Origin of the sequence: Phycicoccus sp. Soil748 (assembly GCF_001428025.1) — a bacterium.
Classification (GTDB): Bacteria; Actinomycetota; Actinomycetes; order Actinomycetales; family Dermatophilaceae; genus Pedococcus.
Genome location: NZ_LMSC01000012.1, coordinates 315,034 through 334,496, shown reverse-complemented (window position 1 = coordinate 334,496; position 19,463 = coordinate 315,034). Strand labels below are relative to the sequence as shown.

The window sequence follows — 19,463 nt, the reverse complement described above, 5'->3', positions numbered from 1 at the left end:
GCTACAGCCAGTCGGAGCGGCGGAACGCGCGGTACAGGCCCAGGCAGGCGACGGCCATGACGCCCAGCACGACGTAGTAGCCGTACCTGAAGCGCAGCTCCGGCATGTTGTCGAAGTTCATGCCGTAGACGCCGGCGATCATCGTGGGCACTGCGGCGATGGCGACCCAGGCGGAGATCTTGCGCATGTCGCTGTTCTGCTGCACCGAGATCTGCGCCAGGTGGGCGTTGAGGACGTCGGTGAGCAGGCGGTCGTACGACTCCACGTGGTCGATGACACGCAGCAGGTGGTCGGCGACGTCGCGGAACAGCAGCCGCATCTCCTTGACGCTGACGGGGCTGCGCGACCCGTCGTGGAGCATGCTCAGCGGCGCGGCGAGCGGTGTCGCGGCGCGGCGGAACTCGAGGACCTCGCGCTTGAGGCGGTAGATCTGGCCGGAGTCGGTGTCACGGGCACCGGAGAACACCGCCGCCTCGATCTCCTCGAGGTCGTTCTGGAGCTCGCCGTCGATGGCGACGTAGTTGTCGACGATCGCGTCCATGACGGCGTGCAGGACGCTGACCTCACCGTGGCGCAGCTGCTGCGGCATCCCCTCGAGCCGGTGGCGCACCGACGCCAGGGGGCTGACGTCGCCGTACCGGACGGTGACCACGAAGCGGTCGCCGACGAAGAGCATGACCTCACCGGTCTCGACGTCGCTGGTCGCCTCGACGTAGCGCAGCGTCTTGAGCACCACGAAGATCGTGTTGTCGTACAGCTCGACCTTGGGTCGCTGGTTGCCCTTGATGGCGTCCTCGACGGCGAGCGGGTGCAGCTTGAGCTCGTCGTTGACGAGGTCGAACTCGGCGTCGGTCGGGTCCTTGAGCCCGATCCAGAGGAAGGCGTGCGGGTCGGCCCCGGTGCGCAGGCCCTCGAGGGCGTCGCTGAGGTCACCGCAGGGTTCGCGGATGCCGTCGCGGTAGATGGCTTGGTCGACGATCACGGGGCTACTCCACCACGTCGCCGCGGCCGGGGCGAGCGACCGGCCGTAGAGTGCGGACGTGCCCACCCTCCTGCTCGTCCGCCACGGCCACTCCAGCGCGAACGGCGAGGGGATCCTGGCCGGCCGCCTGCCCGGCGTCCACCTGACCGAGCGCGGCCGCGGCCAGGCCGCGGCCCTCGGAGAGCGCTTCGCCGGCGCCCCGGTCGCCCGGGTGGTGAGCAGCCCGCTCGAACGGTGCCTGGAGACGGCGCACCCGCTGGCCACGGCGGTGGGGGTCCAGGTCGTGGTCGAGGACGGCCTGCAGGAGTGCGCGTACGGCGCGTGGAGCGGCCGGAAGCTGAGCGAGCTCGCCAAGGAGCCGCTCTGGTCGACGGTCCAGGACGACCCCGGCAACGCGCGCTTCCCCGACCACGACGAGTACGCCGCCGAGAGCCTGCAGGAGATGAGCGACCGCGTCGTCGAGGCGGTACGCCGCCACGACGCCGAGGTGCTCGAGTCGCACGGCAAGGACGCCGTCTGGGTCGCGGTCAGCCACGGCGACCTCGTCAAGGCCGTGCTGGCCGACGCGACGGGCGCGGGCCTGGGGCACTTCCAGCGCTACACCGCCGACCCCGCCTCGGTCTGCGCCATCCGCTACGGCGAGCGCCACACGTTCCTGCTCTCCGCCAACGAGCTGGCCCCGGACCTGGCCAGGTTCCGGCCACCGGCCGACAACCCGCAGGCGGGGGAGACCCCGACGGCGACGGACGCCGCACCGACCGGGGATGCGCAGGTCGGCGGCGGAGCCGGTTAGAGTTTTGACCATGTCGCTCCACGAGTTCGACCCGCCGGACCGGTTCGTCGCCGGGACCGTCGGGCCACCGGGACAGCGGACCTTCTTCCTCCAGGCGAGCGAGGGCCGGCGCCTCACCAGCGTGTCCCTCGAGAAGCAGCAGGTGGACGTCCTCGCGACGCGCATCAACGACCTGCTCGACAGCTACGCCGGGGGCGCGGGCGCCGACCACGTCGCGGCCGAGGTCGTCGACAACGCCCCGCTCGACACCCCGATCGAGGACGAGTTCCGGGTCAACACCCTCGCCCTCGCGTGGGACGAGGACCGCCAGGTCATCATCATCGAGGCGCTGGACCGCGACCCCGACGACCCCGAGGCATCGCTGGAGCCCGACGTCCTCACCACCGAGCCCCGCCAGGTCCGTGTGGTCCTCACCCCTGCCCGCGCCAGGGCCTTCGCCCGGCGTGCCCAGTCGATCGTGGCTGCCGGGAGGCCGCCGTGCCCGTTCTGCGGTGGTCCGCTCGAGGTCGAGGGCCACATCTGCCCTCGCGCGAACGGCTACAAGCGCTGAGCCCGAGCCAGCCCGGCGACGCCGACCTGCTCGAGGTCCTCACGCGGGAGGACCTCGAGGTCCTCGGGCGGATCGCGGACGCCTCCAACCTGGCGGTGCTCGTGCGCGCCGGCGCGGGCGGCCCCCTCGCGATCTACAAGCCGGTCATGGGGGAGCGGCCGCTGTGGGACTTCCCCGACGGCACGCTCGCCGGCCGGGAGGTCGCGGCCTACCTCATCAGTGCCGCCGGCGGCTTCGACGTCGTGCCGCCCACGGTGCTGCGCTCGGGCCCGCAGGGCATCGGCTCCGTGCAGCGCTGGGTGGGCGACCCGACCGACGAGCCGGAGCACCCGGTCGACGTCGTCGGCCCGCGCGAGGTGCCGACCGGCTGGCTGCCGGTGCTGCGCGGCGAGAACGAGCTGGGCGAGCCCGTGGTCGTCGTGCACGAGGACTCGGCGGCGGCGCGGACCGTCGCGGCCTTCGACGCCCTCATCAACAACTCCGACCGCAAGGGTTCGCACCTCGTGCGCGACGAGGGGAGGCTGCGCGGGTTCGACCACGGCGTGAGCCTGCACGAGGAGCCCAAGCTCCGTACGGTGCTGTGGGGGTTCGCGGGCGAGCCGATCGCCGAGGCCGACCTTGCCCGCATCGCGGCGGTCGTCGAGCTGGTGCAGGACGAGGAGGCGTCGCTGCGCGCCGAGCTGGACTCCCTGCTCACCCTGCGCGAGGTCGCGGCCCTGCTCGGGCGCGGCCGCCGGCTGCTGGACCGCAGGGCCTACCCGGTCCCGTCGGGGCAGTGGCCGGCCATCCCGTGGCCGCCCCTCTGAGCGGCCAACGTAGAGTTCCGCTGTGATCTCCTGGCCGACCCCGTTCCTCCCCGCCGTCCCCGGCACCGGCCACCCGGTCCAGGTCTTCGACACCGCCTCCGGTGTCGTGCGCCCCCTCACCCCGGGGCCGACCGCGCGGATGTACGTCTGCGGCATCACGCCGTACGACGCCACGCACATGGGGCACGCGGCCACCTACGTGACGTTCGACGTCCTCGGCCGCGCCCTTCGCGACGCCGGCCACGACGTGGTCTACGTGCAGAACATCACCGACGTCGATGACCCGCTCATCGAGCGCGCGCAGCGGGACGGCGTGCGGTGGGAGGACCTCGCCACCCGCGAGATCGCCCTGTTCCGCGAGGACATGACCGCCCTGGCCGTCATCCCGCCCGACCACTACGTCGGCGTCGTCGAGAGCATCGACTCGGTCGCCAAGGCGGTCCGGGGGCTCGTGGACCGCGGCGCGGCGTACTCCGTGCCGACGGCCGAGTCCGACGGTGACGACGTGTACCTCGACCTCACCAGCGACGAGGGCTTCGGCGGCGTCTCGGGCTGGACGCGCGAGCAGATGCTCGAGGTCTACGCCGAGCGCGGCGGCGACCCCGACCGCGAGGGCAAGCGCGAAGCGCTCGACCCGCTGCTGTGGCGCGCGGCCCGTGAGGGCGAACCCTCCTGGGAGGTCGACGGGCTGCCCGCCGGCCGTCCCGGATGGCACATCGAGTGCACCGCCATCGCCCTGGACCACCTGGGCATGACGTTCGACGTGCAGGGCGGTGGCACCGACCTCGTCTTCCCGCACCACGAGATGAGCGCCACCCAGGCCGTCGTCCTCACCGGGGAGCGGCCGTTCGCCCGCACCTACGCCCACCAGGCCATGGTCGGCCTCGACGGCGAGAAGATGAGCAAGTCCAGGGGAAACCTCGTGCTCGTCTCGGCCCTACGGGCCGAAGGCGTCGACCCCATGGCCATCCGGCTCGCCCTGCTGTCGCAGCACTACCGCACGGAGTGGTCGTGGAGCGACGACCTGCTCAAGCAGGCCCAGGAGCGCCTCGACACGTGGCGCGCCGCTCTTTCTGTCGACGGGGCCCCGGACAGCGAGGACGTCGTCGAGCAGGTGCGTCGCCACGTGGCCGCCGACCTCGACACCCCGGGCGCCCTCGCGGCCGTGGACCGCTGGGCCAAGGAGTGCCTCACCCGGGGTGGCGACGACACCGCGGCGTCCGGCGTCCTGGCCCGCGCCCTCGACGCCGTCCTCGGCGTCCGCGTCTGACCCGGATCTGACCTGGTCTCGAGGCTGACCTGCCAACACGCTGAGGCGCTTCGGGTCAGCCCGGCCCCGCTCGTCCCGGCTGGCTCAGCGCGGCTGGCTCAGCCCGGCTGGCTCGTCCCGGCTGGCTCAGCCCGGCTGGCCGGGGCCGTCCTGGCCGCGCCGGCGCAGGTAGCGCTCGAACTCGCGGGCGATCGCGTCGCCGCTGGCCTCCGGCAGGTCGGCGGTGTCCTGGGCCTGCTCGAGGGACTGGACGTACTCCGCGACCTCCTCGTCGGTCTCGGCGAGCTCGTTGATGCCGCGCTCCCACGCCCGCGCGCCGTCGGCGAGGTCACCGTGGGGGATGGGGGCGTCGAGCAGCTCCTCCAGCCGCGAGACGAGCGCCAGCGTCGCCTTGGGGGACGGGGAGTGGCCGGCGTAGTGCGGGACGGCGGCCCAGCACGAGATCGACTGCATGCCCGACTGCGTGGCGGCGTCGGCCAGCACGCCCACGATGCCCGTCGGGCCCTCGTAGCGGCTCGGCTCGAGGTCGAAGCGGTGGATGACGTCGTCGTCGTCGGAGGTGGCGGTGACCGGGATGGGACGGGTGTGCGCCACGTCGGCCATGAGGGCGCCGAGGGTGAAGACCGTCGACGCTCCCACCTGCTGGGCGAACTCCATCAGCTCAATGGTGAAGGCACGCCAGCGGAACGACGGCTCGATGCCCTGGATGAGCACCACGTCGCGCTGCAGCGTCTCGCTGCCGGCCACGAGGATCCGCGTCGTGCGCCAGTGGATGCGGCGCCGGCCGTCGTCGAGGACGACCCGCGGCCGGTTGACCTGGAAGTCGTAGTAGTCCTCCGGGTCGAGGGCGGCGACGGCCTCGGCGTCCCAGACGTCGACGAGGTGGTCGATTGCTGCGGTGGCAGCCTCGCCCGCGTCGTTCCAGCCCTCGAAGGCCGCGATGACGACCGGGTTGTTCAGCTCCGGTACGTCCTCGAGCTCGATCACCGTTCCTCCTCGCCCGTGCCCGGCGGCACTCAGTCCTCCCAGCCTACGGTCCGCGGTGCTGCCGGGTCCCGCCGCCTGCGTATAGTCGGGCGCGCCGCCTCCACCCTCGCGCGCCACCCCACCAGCACCACCACCCCCGAACCAGCCGGAGCCCCACAGCCATGTCCTCGTCCCCGTCGACCGCCTCCACCGACCGGCTGCCGGCGGCCGTCCTGTGGGACATGGACGGGACGCTGGTTGACACCGAGCCCTACTGGATCAACGCCGAGCACGCGATCGTCGAGGAGGCCGGCGGCACCTGGAGCGACGAGTACGCCCACCAGCTCGTCGGCAACGACCTGATGGTGTCCGCGCAGTTCATCCGCGACAACAGCCCCGTCGAGCTCGACCCGGTCGAGATCATCGAGGAGCTGCTGCGACGCGTCGTGGCGCAGGTGGCCGAGCACGTGCCGTGGCGTCCCGGCGCCCTCGAGCTCCTCACCGCGTTGCAGGAGGCCGGCGTACCGAGCGCGCTGGTCACCATGTCGTGGCGCTCCCTGGCCGACGCCGTCCTCGCGGCGCTGCCGGCGCAGACGTTCACCGCGGTCATCACCGGCGACGAGGTCGAGCACGGCAAGCCACACCCCGAGCCCTACCTCGCCGCGGCACGCACCCTCGGGGTCAAGGTGGCCGACTGCGTCGCGATCGAGGACTCCCCGACGGGGGTTCGGTCCGCCGTCGCGGCGGGGGTGCCGACCATCGCCGTGCCGCACGTCGTGCCGGTACCGGTGACCGTGGGGGCCGTCCAGGTCCCCAGCCTTCGCGGGCTCACGCCTGCCGACCTGCGCACGGTCTTCGACGGCGCCCGCCAGCAGTAGCGCTCAGTCGTCGGCCGGGACGACCTGGCCCGACACGGCGGGGTCGAGCGCCAGCAGCGCCGCCCCCTCGGGCAGCGGCGGTGGCGTGCCGCCCCAGGCCGGGCAGAACGCCCGGAAGTCGCACCAGTCGCACAGCCGCGAGGTCTTCGGTCGCCAGTCACCGGTGGTGGCCGCGTGCTCGATGGCGGTCCAGACGGCCTTGAGGTTGCGCTCGAGGCCGAGCAGGTCGTGCTCGTCGGGGGCGTAGCGGACGACCTCGCCGTTGCCCAGGTAGACCAGCTGCAGAAGCCGCGGGATCTCACCGCGCAGCCGCCACAGCACCAGGGCGTAGAACTTCATCTGGAACAGCGCCTTGCCCTCGAAGAGCTCGCTGGGGGAGCGGCCGGTCTTGTAGTCGACGACCCGCATCGCGCCGTCGGGCGCGACGTCGAGGCGGTCGACGTAGCCACGCAGGACCAGGCCGTCGAGCTCGGTCTCGACGTAGAGCTCACGCTCGGCGGGCTCGAGCCGGGTGGGGTCCTCGAGGGTGAACCACGTCTCGATCAGGGCCTGGGCGTCGTCGAACCACCCGTCCTCGGTGAGCTTCTCGTCGTCGGCGATCATCGCGGCGAGCTCGGGCTCCTCATCGACCAGTGCTTCCCACTGCGGGCCCAGCAGTGACTGCGCCGCGGCCGGCGTGCGCTGGTCAGCGGGGAGGTCGAACAGCCGCTCCAGCACCGCGTGGACGAGCGTGCCCCGTGCCGCGGCAGGGCTCGGCGGCGAGGGCAGCTTGTCGATGGTGCGGAACCGGTAGAGCAGCGGGCACTGCTTGAAGTCCGACGCGCGGCTCGGGGACAGGGCGGGAACCATGACCCGCACTCTAGGTGCGGCGACCGACAGGACCGGACAGCCCGCGCCATACCTGTGGGACACCCCCCACTTGTTGCCACCAGGTGGTCAGCAGAGGCCCGATTCGCGGATTCCGTGACCACCCTCTGGCAACAAGTGGGGAAAGCGTGGGGGGTCAGTCGTCGGGCTGGTAGCCGAGGTTGGGGCTCAGCCACCGCTCGGCCTCGCGCAGCGTCCAGCCCTTGCGCTCGGCGTAGTCCTCGACCTGGTCGCGGCCGAGACGACCCACCACGAAGTACTGCGACTGCGGGTGCGAGAAGTACCACCCGGACACCGCTGCACCCGGCCACATCGCCATCGACTCGGTGAGCTCGATACCGGTGTGCTTCTCCACGTCGAGCAGCTCCCAGAGGAGCATCTTCTCGGTGTGGTCGGGGCACATCGGGTAGCCCGGCGCGGGCCGGATACCGGTGTAGCGCTCGGCGATCAGGTCGTCGTTCTTGAGGTGCTCGTCGGGGGCGTAGCCCCAGAAGTCGTGGCGCACCCGCTCGTGCAGGCGCTCGGCGAAGGCCTCCGCGAGCCGGTCGGCGAGGGACTCGAGCAGGATGGCGCTGTAGTCGTCGTTGGCCGCCTTGAACTCGGCGACCTTGTCCTGGGCGCCGAGACCGGCGGTGACGGCGAACGCCCCGACGTGGTCGTGGAGCCCGGACTCCTTGGGCGCCACGAAGTCCGACATCGCCCGGTTGGGCACCCCGGGGCGGTGCTGGCCCTGCTGGCGCAGGCTGTGCAGGGTGGTCAGGACGTGCTCGCGCGACTCGTCGCCGTAGACCTCGATGTCGTCACCGACGGAGGCGGCAGGAAACAGGCCGAAGACGCCGCTCGCGCGCAGCCAGCGCTCCTCGACGATGCGGTCGAGCATCTGCTGGGCGTCCTCGTAGAGACGGGTCGCCGCCTCACCCGTGGCAGGGTTGTTGAGGATGTCGGGGAAGCGGCCCTTCATCTCCCAGGCGAGGAAGAACGGCCCCCAGTCGATGTAGTCCCGCAGCTCGTCGATGGGGTAGTCGGTGAACGTCCGCACGAACTGGGTGACGGTCTTGCCGCGGTGCCCGGACTGCAGGCGCAGCAGCTCCTTCTCCTGCGCGGCGACCAGGTGCGGCACGGGGGGACGGTAGGTGGTCCAGTCCACCGGCGTCGCCTTGGCCCGGGCCGCCTCGAGCGAGACCAGCGGACGTTCGGTGGACTTCGCTGCGTGCCGTGCGCGCAGGCTCTCGAAGTCGGCGCGCACCTCCTCGAGCAGCGCCTCGCGCTGGTCGTCGGCGAGCAGCCGGGAGACGACCGGCACCGAGCGCGACGCGTCCTTCACCCACACCACGGGCCCGTGGTACTGCTGGTCGACCTTGACGGCGGTGTGCGCCCGCGACGTGGTGGCGCCGCCGATGAGCAGGGGCAGGTGCAGGCCCTGGCGCTCCATCTCCGAGGCGAACCCGACCATCTCGTCGAGGCTGGGGGTGATCAGCCCGGACAGGCCGATCACGTCTGCGTTCTCGGCCTTCGCCGTGTCGATGATCTTCTGCGCCGGCACCATCACGCCTAGGTCGACGACGTCGTAGTTGTTGCACTGCAGCACGACGCCGACGATGTTCTTGCCGATGTCGTGGACGTCGCCCTTGACGGTGGCGAGGACGATCTTGCCCTTGCTGCGGTTCTGCGCGACCTCGGCCTCGGTCTTCTCGGCCTCGATGAACGGGATGAGGTAGGCGACGGCCTTCTTCATGACGCGGGCCGACTTCACGACCTGGGGCAGGAACATCTTGCCGCTGCCGAACAGGTCGCCGACGACGTTCATGCCGTCCATCAACGGGCCCTCGATGACCTCGATGGGCCGCCCGCCGCGAGCGCTGATCTCCTGGCGCAGCTCCTCGGTGTCGGACTCGGCGTGCTCGTCGATGCCCTTGACGAGGGCGTAGGTGATGCGTTCGCCCACGGGCAGGGAGCGCCACTCCTCGGCGATGGCCTCCTGCTTGGTGTCGCCGGTGTTGAACGAGTCGGCTACCTCGAGCAGCCGCTCGGTGGAGTCCGGGCGGCGGTTGAGGACGACGTCCTCGATGCGCTCGCGCAGCCCGGGGTCGACCTGGTCGTAGACGACGAGCGCACCTGCGTTGACGATGCCCATGTCCATGCCCGCCTTGATGGCGTGGAACAGGAACACCGCGTGGATCGCCTCGCGGACGGGGTTGTTGCCGCGGAACGAGAACGAGACGTTGGAGACCCCGCCGGACACCAGCGCCCCGGGGAGGTTCTCCTTGATCCAGCGGGTCGCCTCGATGAAGTCGGTGCCGTAGGCGGCGTGCTCCTCGATGCCCGTGGCCACCGCGAAGATGTTGGGGTCGAAGATGATGTCCTCGGCGGGGAACCCGACCTCCTGCGTGAGGATGTCGTAGGCCCGCCGGCAGATCACCTTGCGCCGCTCGAGGGAGTCGGCCTGGCCGTCCTCGTCGAAGGCCATGACGACGATCGCGGCGCCGTACTTGCGGCACAGCCGGGCGTGCTCGACGAACGGCTCGACGCCCTCCTTCATGGAGATGGAGTTGACGATCGGCTTGCCCTGCACGCACTTGAGGCCGGCCTCGATGACGTCCCACTTCGAGGAGTCGACCATGACCGGCACCCGGGAGATGTCGGGCTCGCTGGCCACGAGCTTGACGAAGCGGTCCATGGCCGCGACGCCGTCGATCATGCCCTCGTCCATGTTGATGTCGATGACCTGGGCGCCGGCCTCGACCTGCTGGCGTGCGACGTTGAGGGCCGTGCCGTAGTCCTCGGCCTGGATGAGCTTGCGGAACCGCGCCGACCCGGTGATGTTGGTGCGCTCACCGACGTTGACGAACAGCGACTCCTCGGTGACCGTCAGCGGCTCGAGGCCGGACAGGCGCAGCGCGGGGGCGACCTCGGCCGGGACGCGCGGCTTCTGATCGGCAGCCGCCTTGGCGATGGCGGCGATGTGGTCGGGGGTGGTGCCGCAGCAGCCGCCCAGCAGGTTGACCAGCCCCGCCTCGGCGAACTCGCCCACCACCGCGGCCATCTGGTCGGGCATCTCGTCGTACTCGCCGAAGGCGTTGGGCAGCCCGGCGTTGGGGTAGCAGGAGACGAAGGTGTCGGCCACGCGGGCGATCTCCGCGGCATACGGGCGCATCTCGGCTGCGCCGAGCGCGCAGTTGAGCCCGACCGCGAGCGGGCGCGCGTGCCGCACGGAGTTCCAGAACGCCTCGGTGACCTGGCCGGAGAGCGTGCGGCCCGAGGCGTCGGTGATGGTGCCCGAGATGATGACCGGCCAGCGGCGGCCGTGCTCCTCGAAGAGTGTCTCGAGGGCGAAGATCGCCGCCTTGGCGTTGAGGGTGTCGAAGATCGTCTCGACGATGAGGACGTCGGCGCCGCCATCGACGAGTCCGCGGGCCTGCTCGCCGTAGGCGTCGACGAGCTCGTCGAAGGTGATGTTGCGCTTGCCCGGGTCGTTGACGTCGGGGGAGATGGATGCCGTGCGGTTGGTCGGGCCGAGGGCGCCGAGCACCCAGCGGGGCCGGTCCGGGGTGCGCTCGGTCATCGCGTCGCAGGCCCGCCGGGCCAGCCGCGCGGACTCGAGGTTGATCTCGTAGGCGAGGTCCTCCATGCCGTAGTCGGCGAGGGAGATCTTCTGCGCGTTGAAGGTGTTGGTCTCGACGAGGTCGGCGCCCGCCTCGAGGTATGCCGTGTGGATGCCGGCGATGATCTCCGGCTGGGTGAGGCTCAGCAGGTCGTTGTTGCCCTTGAGGTCGCTCGGCCAGTCGGCGAAGCGCTCACCGCGGTAGTCCTCCTCGCCGAGCCCCTCGCGCTGGATCATGGTGCCCATGGCGCCGTCCATCACGAGGATCCGCTCGGTGAGGGCGGCCCTCAGCTCGTCGGTCGCGTCTGGCTGCAGCGTGGAGGAATCGGACACCGTCCAAGTATGGCGCGGGGGGTCGTCCGGCGTGCGCGCGGTTCACGTAGTGTCGTGACATGACAGCGGCGGCCCCCGGGCACGAGGCCCCGGGCCACCGGGCGGGGGAGGCCGACGAACGCGGCCTCGGCGTGCGGATCGCACGTGTCGCGGGGATCCCCGTCTACCTCGCCCCCAGCTGGTTCGTCATCGCGGTCGTCATCACGGCCATCGTCGCAGCGCCGCTGCTGCCCACCAGGCCCCTGACGGGCGTGGCCGTCGGCGTCACGCAGGCCCTGGCGCTGCTGGTCTGCGTCCTGGTCCACGAGGCCGCGCACGCCGTGGTGGCCAGAGGCTTCGGGATGCCGGTGGTGCGGATCGTGGCCAACGTGTGGGGCGGCCACACCTCCATGGAGGCGGTGCGCACCACGCCGGGCCGGATGGCGCTCGTGGCGGCCGCCGGACCGGCCTCCAACGCCCTGTTCGCGCTGCTGGCCTGGGCGGCGCTGCCGGTCGTCACCGGTGACGTGGCAGGCCGAATCCTCTACGGCCTCGTGATCATCAACGGCTCCCTGGCCGTCCTCAACATCCTGCCCGGGATGCCGCTCGACGGCGGCCAGGTCCTCGAGTGCCTGGTCTGGAAGGCCACCGGCGACCGCAACCGCGGGTCGGTCGTGGCCGGCTGGAGCGGGCGCGTCCTGACGGTGCTGCTCGTGCTGTGGTTCTTCGTCCGGCCGGTCGCGCAGGGACAGACGGTGGGGTTCGGCCTCCTGTGGGTGCTGGTCATCGCCTCGGTCCTGTGGGGTGGTGCCACCGAGTCCATCCGCCGCGGCCACGCCCTCGCGACGATCGGGCGGCTGCGGCTCGGGCAGGTGATGCACCCGGCGTTCGCCGTCCGCTCCGACGCCACGGTCTCCGAGCTCCCCACGGGTCCGGGCACGGAGGTGGTGGTCGTGGACGACCACGGCCGCCCGACGGCATACGTGGACGGCGAGCACCTGGCCTCGGTGCCCCCTGACGCGCGCCCGCAGACCCCGGTGAGCGCCGTCGCGAGCCACCAGCACCCCGGGTGGGTCGTCGACGCCGACCCCGCCGGGGACGTCATGCCCGCCATCGCGGTGCTGCAGGAGTTCGGCATCGCGGTGGGCGCCGTCGTCCACGGCGGACGGGTCGTGGGCGTCGTGCACGCGACCGACATCGGGAAGGCGCTCGGGCGCAACTAGACTCGCGGCTCATGAGCAGCGCCCCCGACCAGACCACGCCCCGCGCCACCGGCGCCCACCTGCGGCGAGGGCCGTTCGTGGAGGGGGAGCGGGTGCAGCTGACCGACCCGAAGGGCCGTCTGCACACCATCACCCTGGAGGCCGGTCGCGAGTTCCACACCCACCGTGGGCGCCTGCTCCACGACGACCTCATCGGTGCGCCCGACGGCTCCGTGGCCCGCAACACCGCCGGGGTCGAGTACCTCGCGCTGCGGCCTCTGCTGGCCGACTACGTCATGTCGATGCCGCGTGGCGCCGCCGTCGTCTACCCCAAGGACGCCGGACAGATCGTCACCATGGCCGACATCTTCCCCGGCGCCCGCGTCGTCGAGGCCGGCGTCGGGTCCGGTGCCCTGTCGATGAGCCTGCTGCGCGCGGTGGGGGAGACAGGCAGCGTGCACTCGTTCGAGCGCCGCGCCGACTTCGCCGACATCGCCAAGGGCAACGCCCGGGCGTTCTTCGGTGAGGACCACCCCGCCTGGGAGGTCACCGTCGGCGACCTCGTGGAGGAGCTGCCGAAGCACGTCGCACCCGGGTCGGTCGACCGCGTCGTCCTCGACATGCTCGCTCCTTGGGAGTGCCTGGACGCGGTGTCCGACGCGCTGGTGCCGGGCGGCGTCCTCATCTGCTACGTCGCCACGGCGACCCAGCTGTCGCGCGTGGCCGAAGGGGTGCGAGAGCACGGCGGCTACACCGAGCCGGAGGCGTGGGAGTCGCTCGTCCGCGGCTGGCACCTCGAGGGCCTGGCGGTCCGGCCGCAGCACCGGATGCACGGCCACACCGGCTTCCTCATCACCACCCGCAGGCTGGCGCCCGGGGTCACCCCGCCGCTGCGCAAGCGCCGTCCCGCGAAGGGAGCGGTCGACGGTGACGGGGTGCCGGTGCAGGACAGCGGTTTCGGCCGTGAGGGCGAGTTCACCCCCGAGGACATCGGCGAGCGCGTCCCATCAGACAAGAAGATCCGGCGGGTTCGCCGTTCTGTGACGCAAACGTCCGAGACCCCGGAGTAGTTCGGGGTTAGGTTGGGTCATCGGCCGTCCCCGCACGGTCGATGACCGAGGTTCGCCACCGAGGTTCGCCACTGAGGGAGTCGACATGACCGACCACAGCCCCCACCACGACAGCCCCGAGGAGCGCCGCCAGGCGGAGCTCCTGTCCGAGGAGGTCGCCGCCCTGCGGCAGCGGCTCGCGGACGCCCCCGTGCGGTCCCGTGAGCTCGAGACCAGGGTGCTGCAGCTGCAGTCCAACCTGGCCACCATCTCCTCCCAGAACGAGCGGCTGGTGCGCACCCTGAAGGAGGCGCGCGAGCAGATCGTCACCCTGAAGTCCGAGGTCGACCGGCTCGCCCAGCCGCCGGCGGCGTACGGCGTGATCCTCGAGTCCTACGACGACGCCACCGTCGACATCCTCACCGGCGGCCGCAAGATGCACGTGGCCGTCAGCCCGGCGGTCGACCCCGCCGAGCTCTCCAGCGGCCGCGAGGTGCGTCTCAACGAGGCGATGAACGTCGTGGCGACCTGCGGCTACGAGCGGGTCGGCGAGGTCGTCATGATCAAGGAGCTGCTCGGCGAGGGCCGGGTGCTCATCGTGGCCCACGCCGACGAGGAGCGGGTCTGCCGCCTCGCCGACTCCCTCGAGGGCGAGCCGATCCGGGTCGGCGACGCCCTGCTGCTCGAGCCGCGGTCCGGGTTCGTCTACGAGCGCATCCCCAAGGCCGAGGTCGCCGAGCTGGTCCTCGAAGAGGTGCCGGACATCGACTACGAGGACATCGGCGGGCTCGCGGGTCAGATCGAGGCCATTCGCGACGCCGTGGAGCTGCCCTACCTTCACCCCGACCTGTTCACCGAGCACCAGCTCAAGCCCCCGAAGGGGGTCCTGCTCTACGGGCCGCCCGGCTGTGGCAAGACGCTCATCGCCAAGGCGGTCGCGTCCTCCCTGGCCAGGAAGGTCGCCGAGAAGGAGGGCAAGCCCATCGGCAAGTCGTTCTTCCTCAACATCAAGGGCCCCGAGCTGCTCAACAAGTACGTCGGCGAGACCGAGCGCCACATCCGCCTGATCTTCCAGCGGGCCCGGGAGAAGGCCTCCGGCGGCACGCCCGTGGTCGTGTTCTTCGACGAGATGGACAGCCTGTTCCGCACGCGCGGGTCGGGCGTCTCCTCCGACGTCGAGACGACGATCGTCCCGCAGCTGCTCTCGGAGATCGACGGAGTCGAGCGGCTCGAGAACGTCATCGTCATCGGCGCCTCCAACCGCGAGGACATGATCGACCCGGCCATCCTGCGACCCGGACGCCTCGACGTGAAGATCAAGATCGAGCGCCCCGACGCCGAGAGCGCCCGCGACATCTTCACCAAGTACCTCACCGCCGACCTGCCGCTGCACGAGCACGACCTGTCCGAGCACGACGGCTCGGCCCAGGCCACGGTCGACGCGATGATCACGGCCACCGTGGAGCGGATGTACTCCGAGATCGAGGAGAACCGCTTCCTCGAGGTCACCTACGCCAACGGCGACAAGGAGGTCCTCTACTTCAAGGACTTCAACTCCGGCGCCATGATCCAGAACATCGTCGACCGGGCGAAGAAGATGGCGATCAAGGACTTCCTCACCGTCGGCGCGAAGGGCATCCGGGTCGACCACCTGCTCGCCAGCTGCGTCGACGAGTTCAAGGAGAACGAGGACCTGCCCAACACGACCAACCCCGACGACTGGGCCCGCATCTCCGGCAAGAAGGGCGAGCGGATCGTCTACATCCGCACGCTGATCACCGGCAAGAGCGGTACCGAGCCGGGTCGGTCGATCGACAACGTCGCCAACACCGGCCAGTACCTCTGAGCCGTCGGCCCGCTCAGGTGGTCCGGCGCGTCAGCCGGGTCACCTGGGCGGCGAGCCGCCCAGCCGTCGACTCCACGCGGAGCCACAGCTGCCAGTAGGCGATGCCGACGGCGACCGACGCGGCCATGGCCAGGACCGAGCTCGTCGCCATGATGTGCGGGTAGACGACGAAGTGCGTGAGGTAGACGAAGAGGCTGGCCCCGGCCACCAGTGACGCGGCGCGTCCGAGCCAGGCGGGCAGCGCCACGGTCGGCACCCAGGTGAGGACGAGCAGCCCGAGGACCACCGTCGCCGCGCGGGTGGGCATCGTCGGCCAGAACCCGGGAACGGTCAGGACAGGGATCGCCGAGACGAGCAGGCGCTGCGGCCAGGTGCTCGCCCTCGCAGCGGCCCAGCCGGTGGCGAACAGCCAGATGAGCACGTAGGCGTTCGCGCCCCGGTACGGCCCCGCGTCCGGCACCAGGACGGAGTACCGCGTGAACAGGCCGACCGCGACCAGGGCCAGGGGGAGGGCGAGCTGGTGACGCCGTTCGAAGCGGTCCACGGCCGGGACCGACACGAGCAGTGCCGTCCCGAGCAGCAGGGCCACCAGCGCCTCGATGAACCAGTAGTGCCAGTGCGGTGACCAGCGCGCCCAGTCGCCGAGGACCTGGTTGAGCAGCAGCACGTTGCGCCAGTCGTAGGTGCCCGCGACGAGCGCCACGACGCCGATCCACGCCGCACTCGGCGCCCAGATCCGCAGGGCGCTGCGCGCGATGCCGCGCGCCCGGGCCGCGCGGGGCCGGTCGGTGAGCTGGAACCGGGCCAGGTTGTAGCCGGCCAGCGCCAGCAGGGTGTGCGCCCCGCCGGGCACGAACGACAGGTGGGTGTGGTTGGCGAGGATGAGGAGGACGGCGACCGCGCGCACCACGACGCTGGTCTCCACGCGGTGCAGCCGCGAGCCCGCTCGGGGTGCCGCCTGCGCGGCCGCCTCCACCAGCTCCGTCGGCGCCAGCAGGTGCCACCCGGACGGCAGGTCGCCCAGGACGCGCTCGAGCCGCAGGGAGACCTCGACGTAGGACAGGGAGTCGCCGCCGAGGTCGACGAAGCTCGAGTCAGCCCCGGCCTGCGGGGAGTCGAGCAGCTCGCGGTAGAGCTCGACCACCGCGACGAGCCGGTCGCCGGTCGCCGGTGCCGCGAGCTCTTCCTGCTCCTCACGGTGCGCGCCCAGGAGGGCGGTCATGCCGGGGTAGTCGGGCTTGCCCGTCGACAACCGTGGGGGCGTGAGCCCGTCGAGCGCGACGACGGCACCGGCCGGTATGCCGTGGCGGCGCCGTAGCACCTCGGTGGCCGCAGCGCCCGTCCCCGCCTGCGCCAGGAGCACGCCGACCGCGTCGCCGAGGTCGACGCAGTGGGCCTCGAGGCCCTCCTGCGCCAGGTCGCGCTCGACGTGGTCGAGGTCGATGCGCAGACCGACGACCTTGGCGAACCGGCTCCGTCGGCCGACGACCTCCACGAGCCCGTCGGGGGTCATCCGGGCGAGGTCACCGGTACGCAGCTCGTGCACGTCCCGGCCCCGCGCCAGGTCGGCCGGGTCGGTGGCGTAGCCGAGCATGACGTTGGGGCCGCTGTAGACGAGCTCGCCCAGCCCGCACTCGAGCTCGCCGAGCGGGTCGACCCTGAACGAGCCGCCGGGGACGGCGAAGCCGACCGCCTCGGGCCGTGTCGCCAGGAGCTCAGGCGGCAGGACCGCCATCCGCGCGGTGGCCTCGGTCTGCCCGTACATGACGAACAGGTCGAACCCACGACGGCCGCCGAGCTCGGCGTAGCGCGAGGCCGTCTCCGGGGCCAGGCGACCACCGGCGGCGGTGACCGTGCGCAGGGACGGGTGCTCGCGCTCGGCGAACCCGCTGCGGTCGAGGAGCTCGAAGGTGTGTGGGACCCCCGCCAGGGTGGTCACCTCCGTCGCGTCGGCCAGCTCCCAGAAGCACGGGTCGACGACGGACAGGTCGGTGAGGACGACCGCGGCGCCGACCGCCAGGTGGCTGTGCACGACCGAGAGGCCGTAGCAGTAGTGCAGCGGGAGGCTGGTGACGGCGCGGTCGTCGGCACGGATGCCCAGGGCCTCGGCGATGGCGCCGGCGTTGCTGTCGAGGTTGGCGTGCGACAGCCGGACCAGCTTGGGGGAACCCGTGGAGCCGGACGTGGGCAGCAGCAGGGCCAGGTCGGGGTGCAGGTCGTGCCGGCCGCCCGCGCCCTCGGGGCGGCGCACGACCTGCCAGTCCCCGTCACCCCGACCTGCGACGATGTCGGGGTCGTAGGCCTCGACGAGGGCCTCGAGGGTGTGCGGGCGGTCGCCCGGGGCGAGAAGGGGGACGTGCCCGGCCGCCAGCGCGCCGAGGTAGGTCACGAGGGTCTCGAGGGTGTTGTCACAGGCGAGCAGCACGAGCTGCCGACCGCCACCCAGCGCCGCGGCGGCCTCGTCCACGCGGTCGGCCAGCGCGGCATACGTGAGCGCCTGCGTCGCGGTGTGCACGGCCGGGGCCCCGCCGCGCGAGCGCAGCGAGGTCACGAAGGCCGGGGCGAGCCGGCTTGGGGCGACGAGGGGAGGAACGACCACGCCGACACCGTATTAGGTAAGCCTTACCAAACCCAAAACGGCTGGTCATCCCTTCAGCCGAGGGTCGACCCGTTGCGGCCCTCGCCGGAGAAGGGATCGGCAGACTGGCGCGCATGGGGTGGCTGGTGAGGCTTCTGGCCAGGGGCCGGGCGCGTGGGTGGCGGCTGAACGCCGTCGAGTTCCTGGTGCTCGCGTTCCTCGGCACGCGGGTCGTCTTCCTCGTGGACCGGCTCGGCCGCGAGGGTGCGAGCGTCAGTGCTTCGGTGACCTTGGCGGTGTGCGCGTTCCTGCTGGGGGCGCTGCTGCGCGACGTGCTGCGGGCGCGTCCCCAGCCGACCCGCCGACGCTGAGGCGCTGCGGCTCCTCGCCCGACCACCGCGCCAACCCCTCGACGGCGAACCGTCCGACCTCCCGGGCGCAGCGCCACCCGACGAGGAAGAGCCCGAGGACGACCAGGGTCACGACGCCGAAGCTCCACGCGAAGCCGCCGCCGGTGGCAACGCGGAGCACCAGGCCGAGGCACGCGGTGACCAGCCAGACCGGGGCGGCCGCCCCGACCGCGAGCGGCCAGGTCCCGCGGGCCCGCACCACCGCCCACCCCACGGCGAGGGCGGCGAGGAACGGCCAGGCCACACCCAGCACGCCGCCGACCGTCAGGCCCTCCGCGTGGCTGGCCCGGCCGATGCCGGCGAACAGCAGCACCGAGGCGACGTCGAGCGCGAGTGCCGGGGCGGCTCGCCTCACGCGTGGACCTTGTCGAACAGGGTCGCCTGGGGCGGGGAGAGGGTCGGGTCGACGCCGTCGAACAGGCTGCTCACCGACTCGCCGGCGTGGATCCGCTTGATGGCCTCGGCGAACAGCTGCGCCACCGAGCGCACCCGCAGCTCCGGCCAGTGGGCCGGGGCGGGGACGGTGTCGGTGGTCACGACCTCGCCGAGCATGCGGTGCTCCCGCAGCCGCTCGACGGCCTTGCCGACGAACAGGCCGTGCGTGCAGGCGACGTCGGCGCCGGTGCAGCCCAGGCTGTCGAGGCGCTCGAGCAGCTCGACGATGGAGCCGCCGGTGGCGATCTCGTCGTCGAGGACGATGGCCCGCCGGCCCGCGACGTCTCCCACGATCGAGTCGATGATGACGCGGTCGTCGGCCAGGCGCTGCTTGGACCCCGCCGCCACCGGCAGCCCGAGGAGCCGGGCGAACTGGGTCGCGGTCTTGGCGTTGCCGAGGTCGGGGGAGACCACGACCGAGTGGCTGAGGTCGGTGCCGCGGAAGTGGTCGGCCAGCACCCCGATGGCGGTGAGGTGGTCGACGGGCACGGAGAAGAAGCCGTGGACCTGCGGGGCGTGCAGAGTCATGGTCAGGACGCGGTCGACGCCTGCGGCCACGAGCATGTCGGCCACCAGGCGCCCGCCGAGGGAGATGCGGGAGGCGTCCTTCTTGTCGGACCGCGCGTAGGCGTAGTGCGGGATGACCGCGGTGATCTGCGCAGCGCTCGCGCCGCGGGCCGCGTCGACCATGAGGAGCAGCTCCATGAGGTGCTCCTGGGTCGGTGGCACCAGCGGCTGCACGATGTAGACGTCGCGCTGGCGGCAGTTGGCGAGCAGCTGCGCCTGGAGGCAGTCGTTGCTGAACCGGGTCAGCTCGACCGGCGACAGCTCCACGCCGAGGCCGTCGCAGATCCGGCGGGCCAGGACCCGGTGGGCGCTACCGGAGAAAACCACGATGTCCCGCATGACGCTCCTCGG

Annotated in this window: 15 protein-coding genes; 8 read left to right on the top strand and 7 right to left on the bottom strand. The window is 71.9% G+C overall.

The window, feature by feature from the left end; genetic code table 11:
• Position 1: 1 nt before the first annotated feature.
• Positions 2-982, bottom strand: a complete 981-nt coding sequence (gene corA / locus ASG70_RS17830) for a magnesium/cobalt transporter CorA (RefSeq protein WP_056885161.1) — start codon at positions 980-982, stop codon at positions 2-4.
• A gap of 58 nt (positions 983-1,040) precedes the next feature.
• Between corA and ASG70_RS17825 the strand changes: the two genes are divergently transcribed.
• From ASG70_RS17825 to mshC, 4 genes are read left to right on the top strand one after another with little or no spacing between them, the layout of a single operon-like run.
• Positions 1,041-1,775: an MSMEG_4193 family putative phosphomutase gene (locus ASG70_RS17825; protein ID WP_056885160.1), complete on the top strand. Its 735-nt coding sequence runs from the start codon at positions 1,041-1,043 to the stop codon at positions 1,773-1,775.
• 10 nt (positions 1,776-1,785) lie between these two features.
• On the top strand, positions 1,786-2,325 hold the full coding sequence (locus tag ASG70_RS17820) for a DUF3090 domain-containing protein (RefSeq protein ID WP_056885159.1): 540 nt from the start codon (positions 1,786-1,788) through the stop codon (positions 2,323-2,325).
• Entirely contained in the window at positions 2,253-3,131 is an 879-nt protein-coding gene (locus ASG70_RS17815) for an SCO1664 family protein (RefSeq protein WP_235531569.1), read from the top strand. The genes ASG70_RS17820 and ASG70_RS17815 overlap by 73 nt, the downstream gene beginning before the upstream one ends.
• 22 nt (positions 3,132-3,153) lie before the next feature.
• Entirely contained in the window at positions 3,154-4,401 is a 1,248-nt protein-coding gene (gene mshC / locus ASG70_RS17810; protein ID WP_056885158.1) for a cysteine--1-D-myo-inosityl 2-amino-2-deoxy-alpha-D-glucopyranoside ligase, read from the top strand.
• A 126-nt stretch (positions 4,402-4,527) separates the two neighbouring features.
• On the opposite strand, the gene ASG70_RS17805 is transcribed toward mshC, so the two are convergent.
• Positions 4,528-5,388, bottom strand: a complete 861-nt coding sequence (locus ASG70_RS17805; RefSeq protein WP_056885157.1) for a PAC2 family protein — start codon at positions 5,386-5,388, stop codon at positions 4,528-4,530.
• A gap of 161 nt (positions 5,389-5,549) precedes the next feature.
• Between ASG70_RS17805 and ASG70_RS17800 the strand changes: the two genes are divergently transcribed.
• The gene (locus ASG70_RS17800; protein ID WP_056885156.1) at positions 5,550-6,245 is read left to right on the top strand and encodes an HAD family phosphatase; all 696 of its coding nucleotides are present in this window, start codon (positions 5,550-5,552) and stop codon (positions 6,243-6,245) included.
• Between the two features lie 3 nt (positions 6,246-6,248).
• On the opposite strand, the gene ASG70_RS17795 is transcribed toward ASG70_RS17800, so the two are convergent.
• Both ASG70_RS17795 and metH read right to left on the bottom strand, forming a co-directional pair.
• The gene (locus tag ASG70_RS17795) at positions 6,249-7,094 is read right to left on the bottom strand and encodes a PD-(D/E)XK nuclease family protein (protein WP_056885155.1); all 846 of its coding nucleotides are present in this window, start codon (positions 7,092-7,094) and stop codon (positions 6,249-6,251) included.
• Positions 7,095-7,248: 154 nt separating this feature from the next.
• Complete coding sequence (metH, locus tag ASG70_RS17790; protein WP_235531585.1) at positions 7,249-10,971, bottom strand: methionine synthase; 3,723 nt, start codon at positions 10,969-10,971, stop codon at positions 7,249-7,251.
• 134 nt (positions 10,972-11,105) lie between these two features.
• Here metH and ASG70_RS17785 point away from each other — a divergent pair, with 134 nt between their 5' ends.
• The 3 genes from ASG70_RS17785 to arc all read left to right on the top strand — a co-directional run bounded on the left by ASG70_RS17785 (position 11,106) and on the right by arc (position 15,122).
• Entirely contained in the window at positions 11,106-12,248 is a 1,143-nt protein-coding gene (locus ASG70_RS17785) for a site-2 protease family protein (protein WP_056885153.1), read from the top strand.
• Positions 12,249-12,259: 11 nt separating this feature from the next.
• Positions 12,260-13,297: a tRNA (adenine-N1)-methyltransferase gene (locus ASG70_RS17780; RefSeq protein ID WP_056885152.1), complete on the top strand. Its 1,038-nt coding sequence runs from the start codon at positions 12,260-12,262 to the stop codon at positions 13,295-13,297.
• Between the two features lie 85 nt (positions 13,298-13,382).
• Complete coding sequence (arc, locus tag ASG70_RS17775) at positions 13,383-15,122, top strand: proteasome ATPase (protein ID WP_056885151.1); 1,740 nt, start codon at positions 13,383-13,385, stop codon at positions 15,120-15,122.
• Positions 15,123-15,135: 13 nt separating this feature from the next.
• On the opposite strand, the gene ASG70_RS17770 is transcribed toward arc, so the two are convergent.
• From ASG70_RS17770 to ASG70_RS17760, 3 genes are all read right to left on the bottom strand, one after another.
• Entirely contained in the window at positions 15,136-17,721 is a 2,586-nt protein-coding gene (locus ASG70_RS17770; protein WP_056885150.1) for an AMP-binding protein, read from the bottom strand.
• A gap of 252 nt (positions 17,722-17,973) precedes the next feature.
• Entirely contained in the window at positions 17,974-18,465 is a 492-nt protein-coding gene (locus tag ASG70_RS17765; RefSeq protein ID WP_082590983.1) for a DUF3054 domain-containing protein, read from the bottom strand.
• Positions 18,462-19,451 carry a ribose-phosphate pyrophosphokinase gene (locus tag ASG70_RS17760; RefSeq protein WP_056885149.1) on the bottom strand — a complete coding sequence of 330 codons (990 nt, stop codon included), beginning with the start codon at positions 19,449-19,451 and terminating at the stop codon, positions 18,462-18,464. The genes ASG70_RS17765 and ASG70_RS17760 overlap by 4 nt, the downstream gene beginning before the upstream one ends.
• Positions 19,452-19,463: the final 12 nt, after the last annotated feature.